This is a genomic window from Rhizobium sp. H4 (assembly GCF_003013335.1).
Lineage (GTDB): Bacteria > Pseudomonadota > Alphaproteobacteria > Rhizobiales > Rhizobiaceae > Rhizobium > Rhizobium sophoriradicis.
This window is the reverse complement of record NZ_PSOW01000022.1, coordinates 54,166-69,751: the sequence shown is the minus strand read 5'-3', so window position 1 is coordinate 69,751 and position 15,586 is coordinate 54,166. Positions and strand designations below refer to the sequence as shown.

The 15,586-nt window shown below is 56.1% G+C and carries 15 protein-coding genes; 13 read left to right on the top strand and 2 right to left on the bottom strand.

Annotation, left to right across the window (positions count from 1 at the left end):
• The first annotated feature begins 62 nt into the window (after nt 1-62).
• The 7 genes from C4N04_RS27710 (at nt 63) to C4N04_RS27680 (ending at nt 6,826) form a co-directional block, all read left to right on the top strand.
• Entirely contained in the window at nt 63-470 is a 408-nt protein-coding gene (locus C4N04_RS27710) for a carboxymuconolactone decarboxylase family protein (RefSeq protein ID WP_004671531.1), read from the top strand.
• Nucleotides 471-530: 60 nt separating this feature from the next.
• Complete coding sequence (locus C4N04_RS27705) at nt 531-1,652, top strand: LLM class flavin-dependent oxidoreductase (protein ID WP_011053356.1); 1,122 nt, start codon at nt 531-533, stop codon at nt 1,650-1,652.
• Between the two features lie 123 nt (nt 1,653-1,775).
• Entirely contained in the window at nt 1,776-2,945 is a 1,170-nt protein-coding gene (locus C4N04_RS27700; protein ID WP_008534383.1) for an ABC transporter substrate-binding protein, read from the top strand.
• Between the two features lie 77 nt (nt 2,946-3,022).
• Nucleotides 3,023-4,240, top strand: a complete 1,218-nt coding sequence (locus tag C4N04_RS27695; RefSeq protein WP_106797513.1) for an LL-diaminopimelate aminotransferase — start codon at nt 3,023-3,025, stop codon at nt 4,238-4,240.
• A gap of 11 nt (nt 4,241-4,251) precedes the next feature.
• Nucleotides 4,252-4,650, top strand: a complete 399-nt coding sequence (locus C4N04_RS27690; protein WP_106797506.1) for a GFA family protein — start codon at nt 4,252-4,254, stop codon at nt 4,648-4,650.
• Between the two features lie 360 nt (nt 4,651-5,010).
• Nucleotides 5,011-5,529, top strand: coding sequence for an NAD(P)H-dependent oxidoreductase (locus C4N04_RS27685; RefSeq protein WP_004671524.1), 519 nt, complete (start codon nt 5,011-5,013; stop codon nt 5,527-5,529).
• A gap of 16 nt (nt 5,530-5,545) precedes the next feature.
• A complete protein-coding gene (locus tag C4N04_RS27680; RefSeq protein ID WP_037145498.1) occupies nt 5,546-6,826 on the top strand; it encodes a bifunctional 3,4-dihydroxy-2-butanone-4-phosphate synthase/GTP cyclohydrolase II in 1,281 nt (426 codons plus the stop codon).
• A gap of 236 nt (nt 6,827-7,062) precedes the next feature.
• Here C4N04_RS27680 and C4N04_RS27675 read toward each other — a convergent pair whose 3' ends face one another.
• A complete protein-coding gene (locus C4N04_RS27675) occupies nt 7,063-8,169 on the bottom strand; it encodes an NAD(P)-dependent alcohol dehydrogenase (protein WP_004671520.1) in 1,107 nt (368 codons plus the stop codon).
• A gap of 364 nt (nt 8,170-8,533) precedes the next feature.
• A complete protein-coding gene (locus tag C4N04_RS27670; protein ID WP_106797505.1) occupies nt 8,534-9,163 on the bottom strand; it encodes a 2,3-bisphosphoglycerate-dependent phosphoglycerate mutase in 630 nt (209 codons plus the stop codon).
• A 255-nt stretch (nt 9,164-9,418) separates the two neighbouring features.
• Between C4N04_RS27670 and C4N04_RS27665 the strand changes: the two genes are divergently transcribed.
• From C4N04_RS27665 to C4N04_RS27640, 6 genes are read left to right on the top strand one after another with little or no spacing between them, the layout of a single operon-like run.
• On the top strand, nt 9,419-10,507 hold the full coding sequence (locus C4N04_RS27665; RefSeq protein ID WP_004671515.1) for a substrate-binding domain-containing protein: 1,089 nt from the start codon (nt 9,419-9,421) through the stop codon (nt 10,505-10,507).
• 55 nt (nt 10,508-10,562) lie between these two features.
• The gene (locus tag C4N04_RS27660) at nt 10,563-12,107 is read left to right on the top strand and encodes a sugar ABC transporter ATP-binding protein (RefSeq protein ID WP_183844346.1); all 1,545 of its coding nucleotides are present in this window, start codon (nt 10,563-10,565) and stop codon (nt 12,105-12,107) included.
• Nucleotides 12,104-13,045 (top strand): ABC transporter permease, encoded by a 942-nt coding sequence (locus tag C4N04_RS27655; protein WP_004671512.1) that lies wholly within the window; start codon nt 12,104-12,106, stop codon nt 13,043-13,045. The genes C4N04_RS27660 and C4N04_RS27655 overlap by 4 nt, the downstream gene beginning before the upstream one ends.
• Nucleotides 13,046-13,050: 5 nt before the next feature.
• A complete protein-coding gene (locus tag C4N04_RS27650) occupies nt 13,051-14,049 on the top strand; it encodes an ABC transporter permease (RefSeq protein ID WP_106797504.1) in 999 nt (332 codons plus the stop codon).
• Between the two features lie 58 nt (nt 14,050-14,107).
• Nucleotides 14,108-15,211: an NAD(P)-dependent alcohol dehydrogenase gene (locus C4N04_RS27645; RefSeq protein ID WP_004671507.1), complete on the top strand. Its 1,104-nt coding sequence runs from the start codon at nt 14,108-14,110 to the stop codon at nt 15,209-15,211.
• A 12-nt stretch (nt 15,212-15,223) separates the two neighbouring features.
• Nucleotides 15,224-15,535, top strand: a complete 312-nt coding sequence (locus C4N04_RS27640; protein ID WP_088938739.1) for an antibiotic biosynthesis monooxygenase — start codon at nt 15,224-15,226, stop codon at nt 15,533-15,535.
• The last annotated feature ends 51 nt before the right edge of the window (nt 15,536-15,586 follow it).

Below are 15,586 nucleotides of genomic sequence, written 5' to 3'. Positions count from 1 at the left end.
TAACCACCAATCACATCACTCATCGAAAGCCCAAGGGCGGCAAGGAGAAAAGCGTGAGCAATATGGCACCCGCAAGAGAAATTCATGGACGTGAAGTCACAGAGCGCTTTGAGCGCGGACTAAAGACCCGGCGCGAAGTCTTGGGGGGGGGCTATGTTGATGCGTCGGTCAGCAAAGCCACCGACTTCAATTGGCCGATGCAAACCCTCGTCACGGAATACTGCTGGGACGCGATTTGGAATCGGCCGGGCCTGGAGCGCAAGCAGCGCAGCATCCTCAATCTCGGGATGATTTCGGCCCTCAATCGTCCGCATGAGCTGAAACTGCATGTTCGCGGAGCAATCAACAACGGTCTTACCAAAGAGGAAATTCGGGAGGTTTTCCTCCAGGTTTCGATTTACTGCGGTGTTCCTGCGGCCATCGACAGCTTCCGCGTGGCAGCGGAAGTTTTCGACGAGATGGGCATCTAGTTATTCAACGCATTTGAGTGGGCTGAGCATCATCCGTTGCCAGCCCGAGGAGGGACTACAGTGACCGCACAAGACGATTTCCGCGCTGCCGGAAACCCAATGTTCAATGATAACAAGCTCAAGCTCGGCGTATTTGGCACGAATTGCTCGAATGCATGCGCGATTACGCTCGCTGAGACAACGTTCGAACCTACCTTCGACCACAACGTCGAGATTGCAAAGAAGCTTGAGGCAGCCGGTTGGGAATGCATGGTGCCGATTGCACGCTGGCGTGGTTTTGGCGGTCCTTCAAACTTCAATGGCGTGAACATGGATACGTTCACCTGGGCGGCCGCTCTCGCGGCGGTCACCACGAAGCTCCAGTTCTTCTCAACGACTCACATTCCGACGCTAAACCCGATTGTTGCAACCAAGATGGCGACAACAATCGATCACATCTCGAAGGGTCGATACGGCCTCAATCTCGTTACCGGCTGGTTCACTCCCGAAATGGAAATGTTCGGAGTTCCTATGATGGAGCACGACACCCGCTATGAATACGCCACTGAATGGATGGATATCGTCGAGACGCTCTGGAAACGCAATGGCGTTACCTTCGAAGGCGAGTTCCTCAAAGTCAAAGACGCCTTCAGTGAACCCAAACCCTACAACAAGGCGGGTCGCCCGCTCCTGATCTGCGCCGGCGCCTCGGGCAAGGGACTGCATTTCACCGCCAAGTTCTGCGACTTCAACTTCGGCTTCATGCAAGACATGGAATCCGGCGCTGCCTGGGTCAAAAAGGTGAAGGACCTGGCGCGTACTGAATATAACCGTGATCTTGGCACATTCACAGCTTGCCCCGTTATCGTTCGCGAAACGGAGAAGGAAGCAAAGGAATACTACGACTACTACGTCAACCAGAAGGGTGACTGGGAGGCATGCGAGAACATCTGTGAAGTTCTGCAGGTGCAATCTCAAAACCATTCTGCCGAAATGTATCAAAAATTCAAGGAACGCTTCGTCGCTGGCTGGGGTGGATACCCGATCGTCGGCAATCCAGAACAAGTCGCCGACAAGCTCGTGGATCTCAGCAATACAGGCGTCAACGGCGCCTTGCTGACAATGGTCGATTACAACGAGGAACTTCCCTTCTTTAACGACCGTGTCATGCCGCTGCTCAAGCAAGCCGGTCTGCGCAACTGAACCAGTCCTCGGGACGGCGATTGCCGTCCCGACACGAACTCTGCCAGATTCTGGCAGGATTTTCGCGGCTGGCGGCCAAAGGGGCCGGCGGTTGAGCGGAACCACAAGGGGAGGAGGCCCTGAATGCTGAAGAAAATCGTTGCAGCGCTTTTTACGCTGTCGAGCCTTTATCACATGAACGGCGTGGCGAAGGCTGACGGCCTCGATTCGTTGCCGCCGGACCAAAAGGCGCTTTACGAGAATATCGATCCCGCCATTCCGCTCGGGGGGACGGTGTACAAAGATTTTGTTCCAAAACGTCCACCGCCGTGGAAAATTGGTTATGCATCCACATACGCCGGTAATACCTGGCGCGCGAACATCCTGGACGAATTCACCAACGTATTGCTTCCGAAATATAAGGAAGCAGGCCTAGTCTCCGATCTAATCGTCACGCAGTCTGACCTCAAAGACGCTGTCCAAATCCAGCAGATGCGGCAGATGGTTGACGACGGTGTTGATGCGATCGTCATTTGCTGCTCGAACATTACCGCACTTAACAAGACCATAGAGTATGCTCATTCGAAAGGCGTGCCAGTCTTCTCAGTCTCGGGCTATGTCACATCACCCTACGCAATCAATGCCACAGAGAATAACACCGACGGTGGCTACAAGGCTGCTGAATGGCTTGCCAAGGAAATCGGTGAAAAAGGCAACGTCCTGATGGTATCGGGCATCCCCGGTTTCGCATCATCAGACAGCTTCGACATCGGCGCGAAGAACGCGTTCGATAAATTCCCCGGTATCAAAATTGTAGGCACGATAGCTGGCAAATGGACCGACCAGGTCGCCCAGGTTGAGGTTCAGAAGTTTCTTGCCACCAATCTTGCTGAGGTTAATGGCATTCTCGTTCAGTCCGCTTCAGAAAACGGTGTCGTGAACGCAGTACAGCAATCCGGCCGCGACATGATGCCTATCGTGCTCGGGGGTGAGGCTTCCGCAGCCTGCTACTGGCGTAAGAACCCTGATTTCATAAGCAAGAGCTTCCATTTCTGGCCGCCGCGGTCTGATGCCCGCCTTGTGTGGGACGTCATGATGCGAACGCTCGAAGGCCAGGGACCAAAGATCCAGTCGATTCTTCGTCCTGCGCTTCCTTACACCATTGATGACGTGAAGGAAGTGCTGAAGGAAGATTGCGATCCCAATTCCACGGATTGGATCGAGCCGAAGAACAACGGCTGGTGGCCTGCAGACGTCGCTGCAAACTACTTCGAACGTCCTGAAGATCCGTTAGCTTGGCGGCCGAAGAAGTAATGAATGTTCTCCGGAAGGAGACCTCCCAGCCTCCCGCGTCGGTTTCTATAATCGGCGCGGGAGGTCTCTGCGATTTGATTGGAAATAGTGTGCTGGACTTTCACAGAATTCAACGTTTGCCGCCTTATGTTTTCGAACAGGTCAACCGTTTGAAAGCAAGCGCGCGAGCGGGCGGCGCCGATATCATTGATCTCGGCATGGGAAACCCCGACCTTCCCACTCCTCAGTCGATCGTCGACAAGCTGTGCGAGGTCGTGCAGGATCCGCGCACCCACCGCTATTCCTCCTCCAAGGGCATTCCGGGGCTGCGCCGTGCCCAGGCCGCCTATTATGCCCGCCGTTTCGGCGTCAAGCTCAACCCGGATACCCAGGTGGTCGCCACCTTGGGCTCCAAGGAAGGCTTCGCCAACATGGCGCAGGCGATCACCGCGCCCGGCGATGTGATCCTTTGCCCGAACCCGACCTATCCGATCCACGCCTTCGGTTTCCTGATGGCCGGCGGCGTGATCCGCTCCATGTCGGTGGAGCCGGACGAAAGCTTTTTCCCGCCGCTTGAGCGCGCGGTCCGACATTCGATCCCGAAGCCCTTGGCGCTCATCCTCAACTACCCCTCGAACCCGACGGCCCTTGTCGCGACGCTCGATTTCTACAAGGATGTCATTGCCTTCGCCAAGAAGCACGACATCATTGTGCTTTCCGACCTTGCCTATTCGGAGATCTATTTCGACGGCGCTCCGCCGCCGTCGGTTCTCGAAGTGCCCGGTGCGATCGACGTGACGGTCGAATTCACCTCGATGTCGAAGACCTTCTCCATGCCCGGCTGGCGCATGGGTTTTGCCGTCGGCAACGAGCGGCTGATCGCGGCGCTCACCCGCGTCAAGTCCTACCTCGATTACGGTGCTTTCACGCCGATCCAGGTGGCGGCGACGCATGCGCTGAACGGCGACGGCTCCGACATTGCTGAGGTTCGCAACGTCTACAAGCGTCGCCGCGACGTCATGGTCGAAAGCTTCGGCAAGGCCGGCTTCGACGTGCCGCCGCCGGCTGCGACGATGTTCGCCTGGGCGAAGATTCCGGAAAAGTTCCGTCATCTCGGTTCGCTGGAGTTTTCCAAGCTCTTGGTCGAGAAGGCCGACGTCGCCGTCGCCCCGGGCATCGGCTTCGGCGAACAGGGCGACGACTACGTCCGTCTGGCGCTCGTCGAGAACGAACACCGCATCCGCCAGGCTGCGCGCAACATCAAACGCTGGCTTAGCGGCGACGAGAAATTTGAAATCAACGTAATGAATCAGTGAAAGGATACCCGATGCCAATCTTCGGATCATGCCAATGCAAAGCGGTTACGTACCAGGTTCAGGAAATTGATGGATCCATGTGGAATTGCTTCTGTCAAACATGCCGGAAGTCACACGCCGCTGATCACAATACCGCTGCGAAGGTGAAAAGCGAGCACTTCAAGATCCTTACAGGCCAAGATACGCTTCATAGCTTCGAATCGACGCCTGGAAAGCTGCGGTGGTTTTGTTCGGTATGTGGCTCGCACGTTTATGCGGAGCGGCCGGCCAGCCCGGAGCTCAAAGTCGTTAGAGCCGGCACGTTCGATACCGATCCTGGAAGTGTGCCGATGTCAAACGTATGGGTATCGCATGCGAAACCTTGGCTCGCCCATGATCCATCGAAGGCAAGCTCACCAGAGTTCCCGTAAGTGACCGGGATACTACCTGTCGTAACTGAGGTGGAGCCACGGCGACCGTATATCAAGCGGCAACGCCTCATTCCGTGTCCAGGAGGTTCTAACGCAAACGTGCTGGGTCGGTAAAAGCGGCAGGGATTGCAGACAGTAGGTGCGCTTGCACGGCGAGCCCACCCATTGAGAGAATAAAGTCGTACGATACAGAAGACTTCTGCGAAGCAATCCAGCCTTCGAGGTTGGGAAATTACGGGTTGTGAGGGCTCAGGACACCGCAAGACTATTTTTGCCCCCACGGGTCCTCAACGACCTCCATTGCGGTGTGAGTGAAAATTGTAAGATTGTCTTATGCGAGAATGTTGGGAGTCCTGTGACATGAAAGTTGTTGTAATAACGGGGAATTTATCGCGCCCCTCGAAAACCCGGGCCGTAGCAGACTTCATGGTGGATCGGGTGCGCGCGTCCGGCAACGAAGCAAGCTGCTGGGACCTTGTCGACCTTCATCCGCACCTTGGGGCAACAGTGTTGCCCTCCAGCGCCGCTGAGATTGTTAAAGCGGCACTCAACGATATTTTGGCTAGTGACGTGCTAGTTGTTGGTAGTCCGGTCTACAAAGCATCTTACACTGGGTTGCTGAAGCATTTATTCGACCTTGTCGACATGAAAGCGCTTAAGGGCCGCTATGTGATCCCTTTTGCAACCGGTAAAGCATCGAGTCACAAGCCGCTCGTCGAAGCCTCGATGGAAGCCTTATTCGACTTTTTCGAAGCGCAAATACATAGCCGTTTCATTTTCGCTCTCGATGAAGATTTTCAGAACGATGCTCTTTCTGAGAACCTGCGCGCGCTTGTCGACAGAGAGCTCGATGCCGCGCGTCGCGCCGTCAGCCCATAATAAGGAGGAGGATTCCATGTCTTTTTCGAGCATAGATGAGGCGATCGAGGCGATCGAAGCGGGCGAGATGGTTATCGTGGTCGACGACGAAAACCGGGAGAATGAAGGCGACCTAGTCGTTGCTGCCGAAAAAATAACAGCTGAGCACATCGCTTTCATGATGAAATATGCGAGAGGCCTTATCTGCGTGCCACTTCCAGCCGAACGTCTCGACAAACTCGAGATCCCCCTGATGGTCACACGTAATTCGGACTCACTGCAGACGGCATTTACCGTTTCCGTCGATTGCAAACACGGCACAACGACAGGGATTTCAGCCGAAGATCGAGCAGCAACCGTCAAGTCGCTCATCGATCCGCAGACGCGGCCGGAAGACCTATCGCGACCGGGTCACATTTTTCCTTTGCGTGCAAATCGTCTCGGTGTCCTGGGCCGTCCTGGCCACACCGAAGCTGCCGTGGATCTTGCACGACTTGCCGGCCTGGCGCCGGCTGGCGTAATCTGCGAGATCGCCAATGACGACGGAACCATGTCTCGACTGCCAGATCTCGAGAAGTTCGCAATCGAACATGGCCTGCACATAGTAACGATCGACGCTTTGATTGAGTACTGCAGGAGTCGTGATACGAGGGTAAAGCGTTACGCGCAGTCCTTTATGCCAACGCGGTTTGGGGATTTCAAGGCAATTGCTTATCGCGATAGTTTGACGGGAACGGAACACTTAGCTTTGACACTTGGCGAGTTGTGCGAGAAGGAAGACGTTCTGGTACGGGTGCATTCTGAATGTCTGACAGGTGAGGCGTTCCGGTCCATGCGATGCGACTGCGGTCAACAGCTCGAAATGGCTCTTCGGGCGGTCCAGTTAGCGGGCGCTGGTTGCGTGATCTACATGCGTGGGCAAGAGGGGCGTGGCATTGGCTTAGGAAACAAAATTGCGGCTTACAGCCTGCAGGATCATGGTCGTGATACTCTTGAGGCAAATCGGGAACTCGGCTTCGCATCTGATTCCCGCGAATATAACGCAGCGGCGGATATCATCCGCGACCTCGGTATCGGCAGCGTTCGGCTTCTGACCAACAATCCTACAAAAATAGAGGCGCTGCGAACGTCAGGCGTCATCGTGTCGTCTCGCCAGAGTCTGATCGCCGCATCTAGCGCGTCCAACATCACTTATCTTAAGACAAAGCGCGATCGGTTTGGCCACCTGTTGGACCAGGACACGTCAGCTGAACACGTCGGCCGGAACAACGTCTTTTCAGTGTTTGGCGCGCAGGTGTTCTCTGGACCCCTTGGATAACGGAGCCGCCCTCGCCACTTACCTGCCGGTGATTGTAGGGGGCCGCCTTTGACCGGCAGAGTCCTAGAGCTTTTGCGTGGGCCCTGCCAGCACATCATTCGTGCAGGCGTATCGGAGTGATGTGGCCCGCGATTGCATCGAAAGCAGCGTTCGACCATATCTCGTCTTGAGCACGGCTGTTCCGACGGATCGCATTTAATCGCGGTCCGTCTTGTCTTTCGAAAAGTCTCGCAAAACTAATGCTTCATGCGAAGGATCGGCTTAATGACTTTGCCGCTCTCGGAATCAGCCATCGCCTCGTTGATCTGGTCGAGGTCATAGAACTGAACCAGTTTGTCGAACGGGAAAAGTCCCTGCTGCCAATACTCGATCAACTGCGGGACGAACTCGGACGGAACGCTTTGTCCTTCGACAACGCCGATCAATGTGCGGCCGAAAAGGAAGTTCCCGATATCGATCGTGCCTTCAGTGCCGAGAGCGGACGAGCCAACGAGACCGCATGTTCCCGGCGTACCAAGGCAGTCGACTGCCTGACGGAAAACTCGCGGCGAACTCGTGCATTCCAAGCTGAAATCAACGCCTGCGGGGACGATCTTCCTGATCGCGGCAACGCTGTCCAATTTGCGGGCATTTATCGTGTGCGTCGCCCCGAGTTCGCGCGAAAGTTCCAGCCGTTCATCGTTCAAGTCGATCACGATGATGGTCGCGCATCCGGCGATTTTCGCGGCCATCGTAGCCGCCATGCCAACCGCACCAGCACCGAACACTGCTATTGACGAGCCGGGCTTCGGCTTGAGGCAATTCAGTACCGCGCCAGCACCGGTCTGAAGCCCGCACCCGAGCGGTCCGATCAACTCGAGTGGAACATCCTTTGCAACCTTCACGGCGTTTCGTTCGCTGGCGATGGCGTAGGTTGCAAATGACGACTGCTCGAAGAAGCAGCCACTAATCTGTTTCCCGTGAGAATCATGGATCGGGCAGGTGCCATCCGGACGAGTGCCGCGGAAATTGCGACCGAAGAAGTCCTCGCAGTAGAAAGGTGTACCGGAAAGGCACTTTTCGCACTTGCCGCAATAGGCGTAGCTCAAAGCAACGTGATCACCGGGCACAAGATCTTTAACTGCGCTCCCGACGGCCTCGACGACGCCAGAGCCTTCGTGTCCCAACACAACAGGTTGAGGTACGTCATATCCCTGGTCCCTGACCACCAGGTCGGTATGACATACCCCCGATGCGACGATGCGGACCAAAATCTCGTCTGCACGAGGTTCCTCAATCCCTATGCACTCCAAGATCAAGGGCTTCGCCTTTTCGCGCGAGACCGCCGCATATGCCTGCTTCATGTAACTGTTCCTCCAAGGCTCACAACGCAATTCGCGCGAACGTACTCATCGTCAGACAATCAGTCAATAATTACTCTATTAAATTAGATCAGTTCAACCGGAGCAGGGCTGCATTTTTGCAAAGTCACGAGTGAACGCTGATTTGAAGTGATCAAAGGGTTCCGATGCATGTTCGAAAGGGAGCATGCGTCTTGTCCCGCTTTGGGCTGAAAGATCGGCAGACGAAAATTTAGTAGCAACGTGTGAGGCGAGCCGGATGGCGTCGCTTGCCGACGTCGAGCCGGTTCTGAAGGCTATCGACAGCTTCGAGACACCGGTATTGCCAAGTTCAACCGACTACAAACGATGCTACTGCCAGCCAGGCTTAACAGACAGTACCAACCAGGACGTTAGTCTTCTCGATGATCGAGAGGTCCGACGCAATCCGGTATACAGTTGGCGCGGCGGTCGGTGACTCAATAGCGAGCGTATCCTGGATCGTGAGGCGTTCGATGCCCTGCTTTAGTGACCTGATCGTATTCCCGTGGGCCACCACAAGAACCGATTTCCCTCTCAACAAGGGGGGGAACACTTCGCTTATCAAAAAGGGCAGAACCCTCGCGCTTATGTCCCGTATGCTTTCTCCCCCAGGTGGTGGAGTGCTGTACGAGCGGCGCCAAACCTGGACAACATCCTGGCCCCACCGCTCACGTGCCACGTTCTTGTTGATGCCGGTGAGCTGTCCGTAGTCGCGTTCGTTCAACTCGGTTCTCCTGATTGGCTCCAGCAGATCGCCGTTGGTTTCGTTCAAAATCGCTTTGCAAGTGTCGACTGTGCGCAAGAGGGCAGAGCTAAACGCAATATCGAACGAGATGCCGAGGTTCGCGAGCAGTGAGCCGGCTCGCCTGCTCTCAGACCAGCCCTCCTGTGTGAGCGGAACGTCGCTCGCACCCGTGAACTCCCCGCGCGCGTTCCCTTCGCTTTGGCCATGCCGGACAATCACCAGAATGGACATTCATAACCCTCCCATCGATTTAGCGAACACGAATATTGTCGCACTATCGGACAATCCGTCAAGTGCGACTATGTGCAAGTGAAAACAAAACGATGTCGAAAAAACGAACGTCGAAGTTTATATTTATTGACAGATTGTCTGATAGCTCATACCAATGCACTCCGCCGTATTGAGGAGAGTCCGGCACGGCTTGGGAAGGCAAGGCTCTCGCCTTAACAGACAATGCCGCCCAGAGCGGCCGGAGGAGGAATTTTCATGAAGAGACGTACATTTCTACAAGCGAGCGGGGCAATTGCTGTAGCCGGCACGTTCGGAATGCCGGGGATTCTTCGCGCCGACGACGCGATCAGTCTCCTACCTGACACTTGGCCCTCCGAAGGCGCCAACCCAATTGTCGACGCGGGTAAGTTCAAGAAGTCAGGCCCGTGGAAGATCGGACACAGCCACTACGGCCTCGCTGGTTCAACGCATACCTACCAGACGGCGTTTGAAGCCGAATATGAAATAAAAAAGAACAAGGATCGGATCGCTGATTACCAGTTCCGGAGCGCTGATCTCAATGCCTCCAAACAAGTTGCCGATATCGAGGATCTGATCGCCCAGAAGGTCGATGCGATCATCATCGCACCGCTAACCACCGGTTCCGCCGTCGAGGGCATCAAGAAGGCAAAGGCTGCTGGCATTCCAACCGTAGTCTATCTCGGACGCGTCGACACCGAGGAGTTTACGGTTCAGGTCCAGGGCGACGACTTCTATTTCGGGCGCGTGATGGCTCAGTTCCTCGTCGACAAGCTTGGCAACAAGGGCAAGGTATGGGTTCTGCGTGGCGTCGCCGGGCATCCCATCGATGCAGATCGTTATGCAGGCGCCATGGAAGTCTTCAGCAAGTCTGGACTTCAGATCACGTCGACCCAGCACGGAAGCTGGTCTTATGAGGACTCAAAGAAGATCGCCGAAAGCTTGTATCTCTCCGACCCCGATGTCGCGGGCATCTGGACCGATGGAGCCAACATGTCTCTTGGCGTTTTGGATGCCTTGCAGGAGGCTGGCGCCTCAACGATCCCGCCAATCACGGGCGAAGCACTTAACGGCTGGATGCGTCGTTGGAATGACGAAAAACTTTCCTCGATCGGTCCGATTTGCCCACCCGCTCTGTCTACTGCCGCGCTACGGGCCGCCTTCGCCTTGCTGGATGGGAAGCCGATTCAGCGTAACTGGACGAACCGCCCCAAGCCGATCACCGACGAGACGCTCTCCCAGTTCTATCGCGCAGATCTCACTGATGCGTACTGGGCGCCGACCGAAATGCCGAACGAAAAGCTCCTTGATTATTTCAAGGCTTGATGAACTACGGGCACGATCACTCGTGCCCGTATCCCTGTCGAAGATGGAAATTCCCATGAGCACGCTTGTCGAGATGGTCGGCATCAACAAATCGTTTGGTTTCACGAAAGTCCTTTCGGACGTTCGCTTTTCCCTGGAACGTGGCTCCGTGCACGCTCTGATGGGGGAAAACGGCGCGGGGAAGTCCACCCTGATGCGTATTCTGGCGGGGGTATATCAGCCGGGCGCAGGAAGTGTTCGGCTCCGCGGGGAGGAAGTCAATTTCCGTTCCCCTAAGGAGGCACGGTTGGCGGGAGTGTCGACGGTGTTTCAGGAGTTTACCCTGATCCCCAATCTCACCGTTGCTGAGAACATGTTCCTGGGCCACGAACCTCGTCGCATTGACGGTTCGATCGATAGCGTCGAGGTAGTGAAACGCGCTCGCGCTTTGCTGGCTGACGTATTTCCACAGCTCGACGCAACCGCGATCGTCGAGACACTGACTGTCGCGCAGCAGCAGGCAGTAGAGATCGCGAAGGGACTTACGTCGAACGCGGACGTATTCATCTTCGACGAGCCAACGGCGGCGTTGAACTCGACCGATGTCGCGCATCTCTTCAAGGTTATCCGCGACCTTAAGGCTCAACATAAGGCTGTCGTCTACATCTCTCATCGCATGAATGAAGTCTTCGAACTATGCGACACCATCACCGTCATGAAAGATGGCGCTTGGGTAAGGACTGCAAGAGCGCAGGACTTCAACTTGCAAACGCTGGTAGCGACAATGGTTGGTCGCGAACTTCAGAACTTCTTTCCGCCGCGCTCGCAGGCCACCGGAGCGGCAATGCTGGAGGTTTCGGACTTGCGCCTCGACGACAGCAGCTCGACAGTCACTTTCGTTGTCAGAAAAGGTGAAATCATCGGGCTGGCAGGGCTCGAAGGACAGGGCCAGCGAGAGATAATGCGTGCCATTGTGGGCGTTGAATCGCCAAAGGCCATCGCCGTGTGGCGTGCCGGCCCCGACAACAGCATGCATGTGGTGAATGTAGGGTCAGGGTTCGCTCGCGCGGTCGCATCAGGAATCGGTTTTATCCCTGAGGACAGGAAGCAGGAAGGGCTGTTCCTGCGCCTGCCTATCTACGACAACATCGCGCTGGGAAAACAGCTCAATCGGAATATGGCAAGCGTTGCGTGGCGATCGGTGTCGAAGGTCCGCGAGGTGATCAAGTCGTTACGAGTTGCGGCCGCCGATCCCAATGCGCCCGTAGGTAAACTCTCAGGCGGGAATCAGCAGAAGGTGCTGCTGGGCCGCTGGTTGCTCTCCGGAGTGGACATCCTCGTTATTGAGGAGCCCACGCGCGGCGTCGACGTCGGTGCAAAGGCAGAGATTTACAGATTGCTGCGGGACTTCAGTGATCGTGGCGGTGCGGTCGTGGTTTCGTCGCGCGAGCACGCTGAGCTTATAGGGCTCTGCGACAGCATTTTGGTCGTTCATGACAGGAAGATCGTCGGGCAGATGTCCGCAGAGGGGGCGACCGAGGAAAGAATCCTCGAGACTGCGCTGGGGGCGAGTGCGTCACCGGATCCCCGGCTGCGGTGCATTGAGGAGGATAACTTATGAATTCATTTGCCAGTCGCCTGAAGCTCCCTTATCGCGCGGGAGCGATCGGGCTTTCCATTGGAACGCTCCTGGTGATGGTTGTCGCCTCGGTAATATTATTGCCGGACTTCATGGATCCGGAGAATTTGTCTAATCTCCTGGCGCAATCGACGGTGCTCGTCATCTCGGCTCTCGGTCAGACGTTCGTCATTCTCACTGGCGGCCTCGACGTGTCGGTTGGGTCCGTCATCAGTCTAACGACGACGATCATGACGCTTGATCTTCCTGAGATAACCCGCGTGCTTATCTGCATCGCGGTGGCGATGGGGTTCGGAGTAGCGAACGGTTACGGTGTCGCGCGCCTCAATGTACATCCAATCATCATGACGCTGACAACAATGGGCATCGGCCAAGGTATCGCGTTGATCATTTTGCCAATCCCAGGTGGGCGCGTTCCGGAGTGGCTTTCCGGCTCGGTAGCCGGATCCATCGGCCCCGTACCTAACTCATTGTTTTGGTTGATCACGGCATCGCTCTTCGCATCCTGGATTCTCTATCGTCGTCCCTTCGGCCTCTACCTCTTCGCTTCCGGCGGCAATGACTTCAACGCACGGATGAACGGTGTTCCCGTCGAGCGCACCATCATCAAAGCGTATGTTCTTTCCGCTCTATTCGCATGCGCTGCGGGGATGTTTCTTGCAGGTCGCCTTGCATCGGGTGATCCTAAGGGCGGCGCTTCATTCGGGATTGAGTCTGTAACGGCTGCAGCATTGGGTGGGGTCCACCTCGCCGGGGGCATCGGAAGCATTGTGGGAACCGTCGTTGGCGCGGCGATCCTCGGGACAGTGAATAATGTGATGAATCTGGCCAACGTCTCTGCATTTCTTCAGTCGGTCGTCAAGGGTGTGTTGCTTCTCGTACTCGTCGTTTCGCAGCGACGCAAAACAATCGGACTTTGAAAGAGATGGACTTCTCGATGACCACATCAGACTCGAAAACTGAAGCACCATCTCGCTTATTGAGGGGTAAGAGCGCCATTTCGTGGATACTCGGGCTACCGCCCGCATACTATGTGCTCGCAATCCTGGTTGCGGTTGCTCCAGCAGTGAGCGCCACGCTCATAAATCCCAACTACTGGTTTGTAATCCTCAAGCAGTCAGCGCCGCTCGGGATCGCGGTGCTCGCCCAGTCGCTTGTCATGCGGGTGCGATCCATCGATCTCTCTGTCAGCGGTATTTTCGCGTTCGCGATTTATCTGGCCAGCTCGGGCCAGCTCAACAACTATCCACCGCTAATGACCGTCCTCATGCCTGTTGTGATTGGGCTAGCTGTGGGGGGTTTAAACGGAATACTCGTAGCATACGTGCGCGCTTCTGCCGTTATCTCCACACTAAGTGTTTCGGCCATTCTGATTGGGATCGTCCAATACATGAGCGCCGGCCGCGCGCCCGGTTCAACGCCAAGCTGGCTTCGAATACTTACGAGCGGCAATATCCACGGCCTTTCCTATTCCGTGGTCCTGTGGATCGTCATCGCCGCCCTGATTTCTATCGCATTTCGCTTTCTCATCGTCGGGCGTTACTTCAGGGCCGTCGGCGACAATCCGAGGGCGGCGGAAACTACAGGAATTCCGTTGGCACGTACGATTTTTGTCTCGCACACGCTCGCGGGCGCCCTGACAGGCATCGCGGCCCTGGTCCAGGTATCCGCGTTGGCGGTCGGCACCATCAAGCCAGGCTTCGACACCTTCATGAATGCGCTCGCCGCCACGATCCTCGGCGGTGTGACGTTCGGCGTCGACCGGGGCGGCGTCGCCGGGCCGTTCGTTGCCGTCGTTGCCTTCAGCTTCCTGTTCGCGATGCTGACCGTCTTCGGCATCCAGGAGCCGGGCAAGCTTATCGTCCAGGGCGTGATCATTGCATTTGCCGCAATCATCTACGGTGCGCGCGCGGGTCGCGTCTAGTCCGTCGGGCCGATCAAGTCATTCCCGTAGCAATTGCGGGAGAACGCAGGAGAATATAATGGTGAAAATCACTGCGGCTGTCGCCGTGAAGCCAAAGAGCCCGCTGGAATTCCGTGAACTCGAACTGGCTGACCCCGAAGGCAACGAGATCCTGGTTCGCACGGTTGCGAGCGGGATCTGCCACACGGACTTGCTGCTTCGCGACGGTATTTTTGGCCCGCCGGCACCGGTGATCCCGGGGCACGAAGGCGTCGGCGTCGTCGAGGCGGTCGGACCAGAAGTTCAGAGCCTCAAAGTGGGTGATCACGTCGCACTGAGCCAGAGCTCATGCGGATTCTGCGCCGACTGCCGCCGTTCTCACCCAATGAACTGCCAAAACTATACCCAGTACAATCTTACGGGGCTTCGTCCGAATGGTAAGAAGGCATTGCTCTGCGATGAAGTTGGCATTGGCAGCAATTTCGTGGGCCAGTCGTCCTTTGCGACGCATATCCTTGCGACTGAAAACAATGCAGCGCTTTTGCCGAAAACAGACCTCGACCTTACCGACGCTGCGCCACTCGGGTGCGGCATGGCAACGGGTGCAGGAACAGTGATAAACGCGATGAAGCCGGAAATAGGGTCGACGATAGCCGTTTTCGGCGCAGGTGCTGTCGGCATGGCCGCCGTGATGGCCGCCAAAGTTCGTCGGTGCAGCAAGATTATCATCATAGATCTGAATCAGCAGAGGCTAGACATGGCCATGGGGCTTGGTGCCACACATGCGATCAACGGCAAAGATCCCGACGTAGTCAACCAGATCCATGCGCTGACGGGCGGCGGTGCCGACTTCGCGATCGACGCAGTTGGCATCATTCCGGTTATTCTGAACTCGATCAAGTGCACCCGTGCCGGCGGGCACGTTGTCTTGCTCGGCCTCGACGCGCTCGGGAACGACATTCCCATCCCCCTCGATCTAATGGTGTTCAATCGCAAGATCCAGGGTGCGATCCTTGGTGATCAGATTCCACAGCTGTTCATTCCGCAGATGATGGATCTTAATCAGGCTGGGCTTTTCCCCTTCCAAAAATTGATCACCAAGTATCCCTTCGAGAAGATCAACGAAGCGATCGCGGACGCCGAAGCCGGGCGAGTGATCAAGCCGGTCGTCGTTTTCAATTAGGAGCCAGCGCAAATGACATCGACGAAGTCAGAGGAACAGCACCTTGTCGTGGAATTCAAAACCACGTCCCAAAATCGAAATCGCGTAAAAGAACTCCTTCAGGAATTCATTGGACCCGCCCGCGAAGAGTCTGGTTGTCTCTACTACGACCTCTACCAGCGGTCGGACGATCCGAACACTTTCATCATCTTAGACGGCTGGCAGAATGAGGCGGCTGTCGTTGGCCATGGCGAACATCCTAATGTCAAGCGGGTGCTGGAGCCTCTTCTTCCACTGTTGGTGAGTCCACCGTCGATTAATGTAAATACCCGTATCAGCGACTGATCGGGCGCAATGGCCATTTCTACGAGGCGCGCGCCCCGAGCGCGCAGGTTT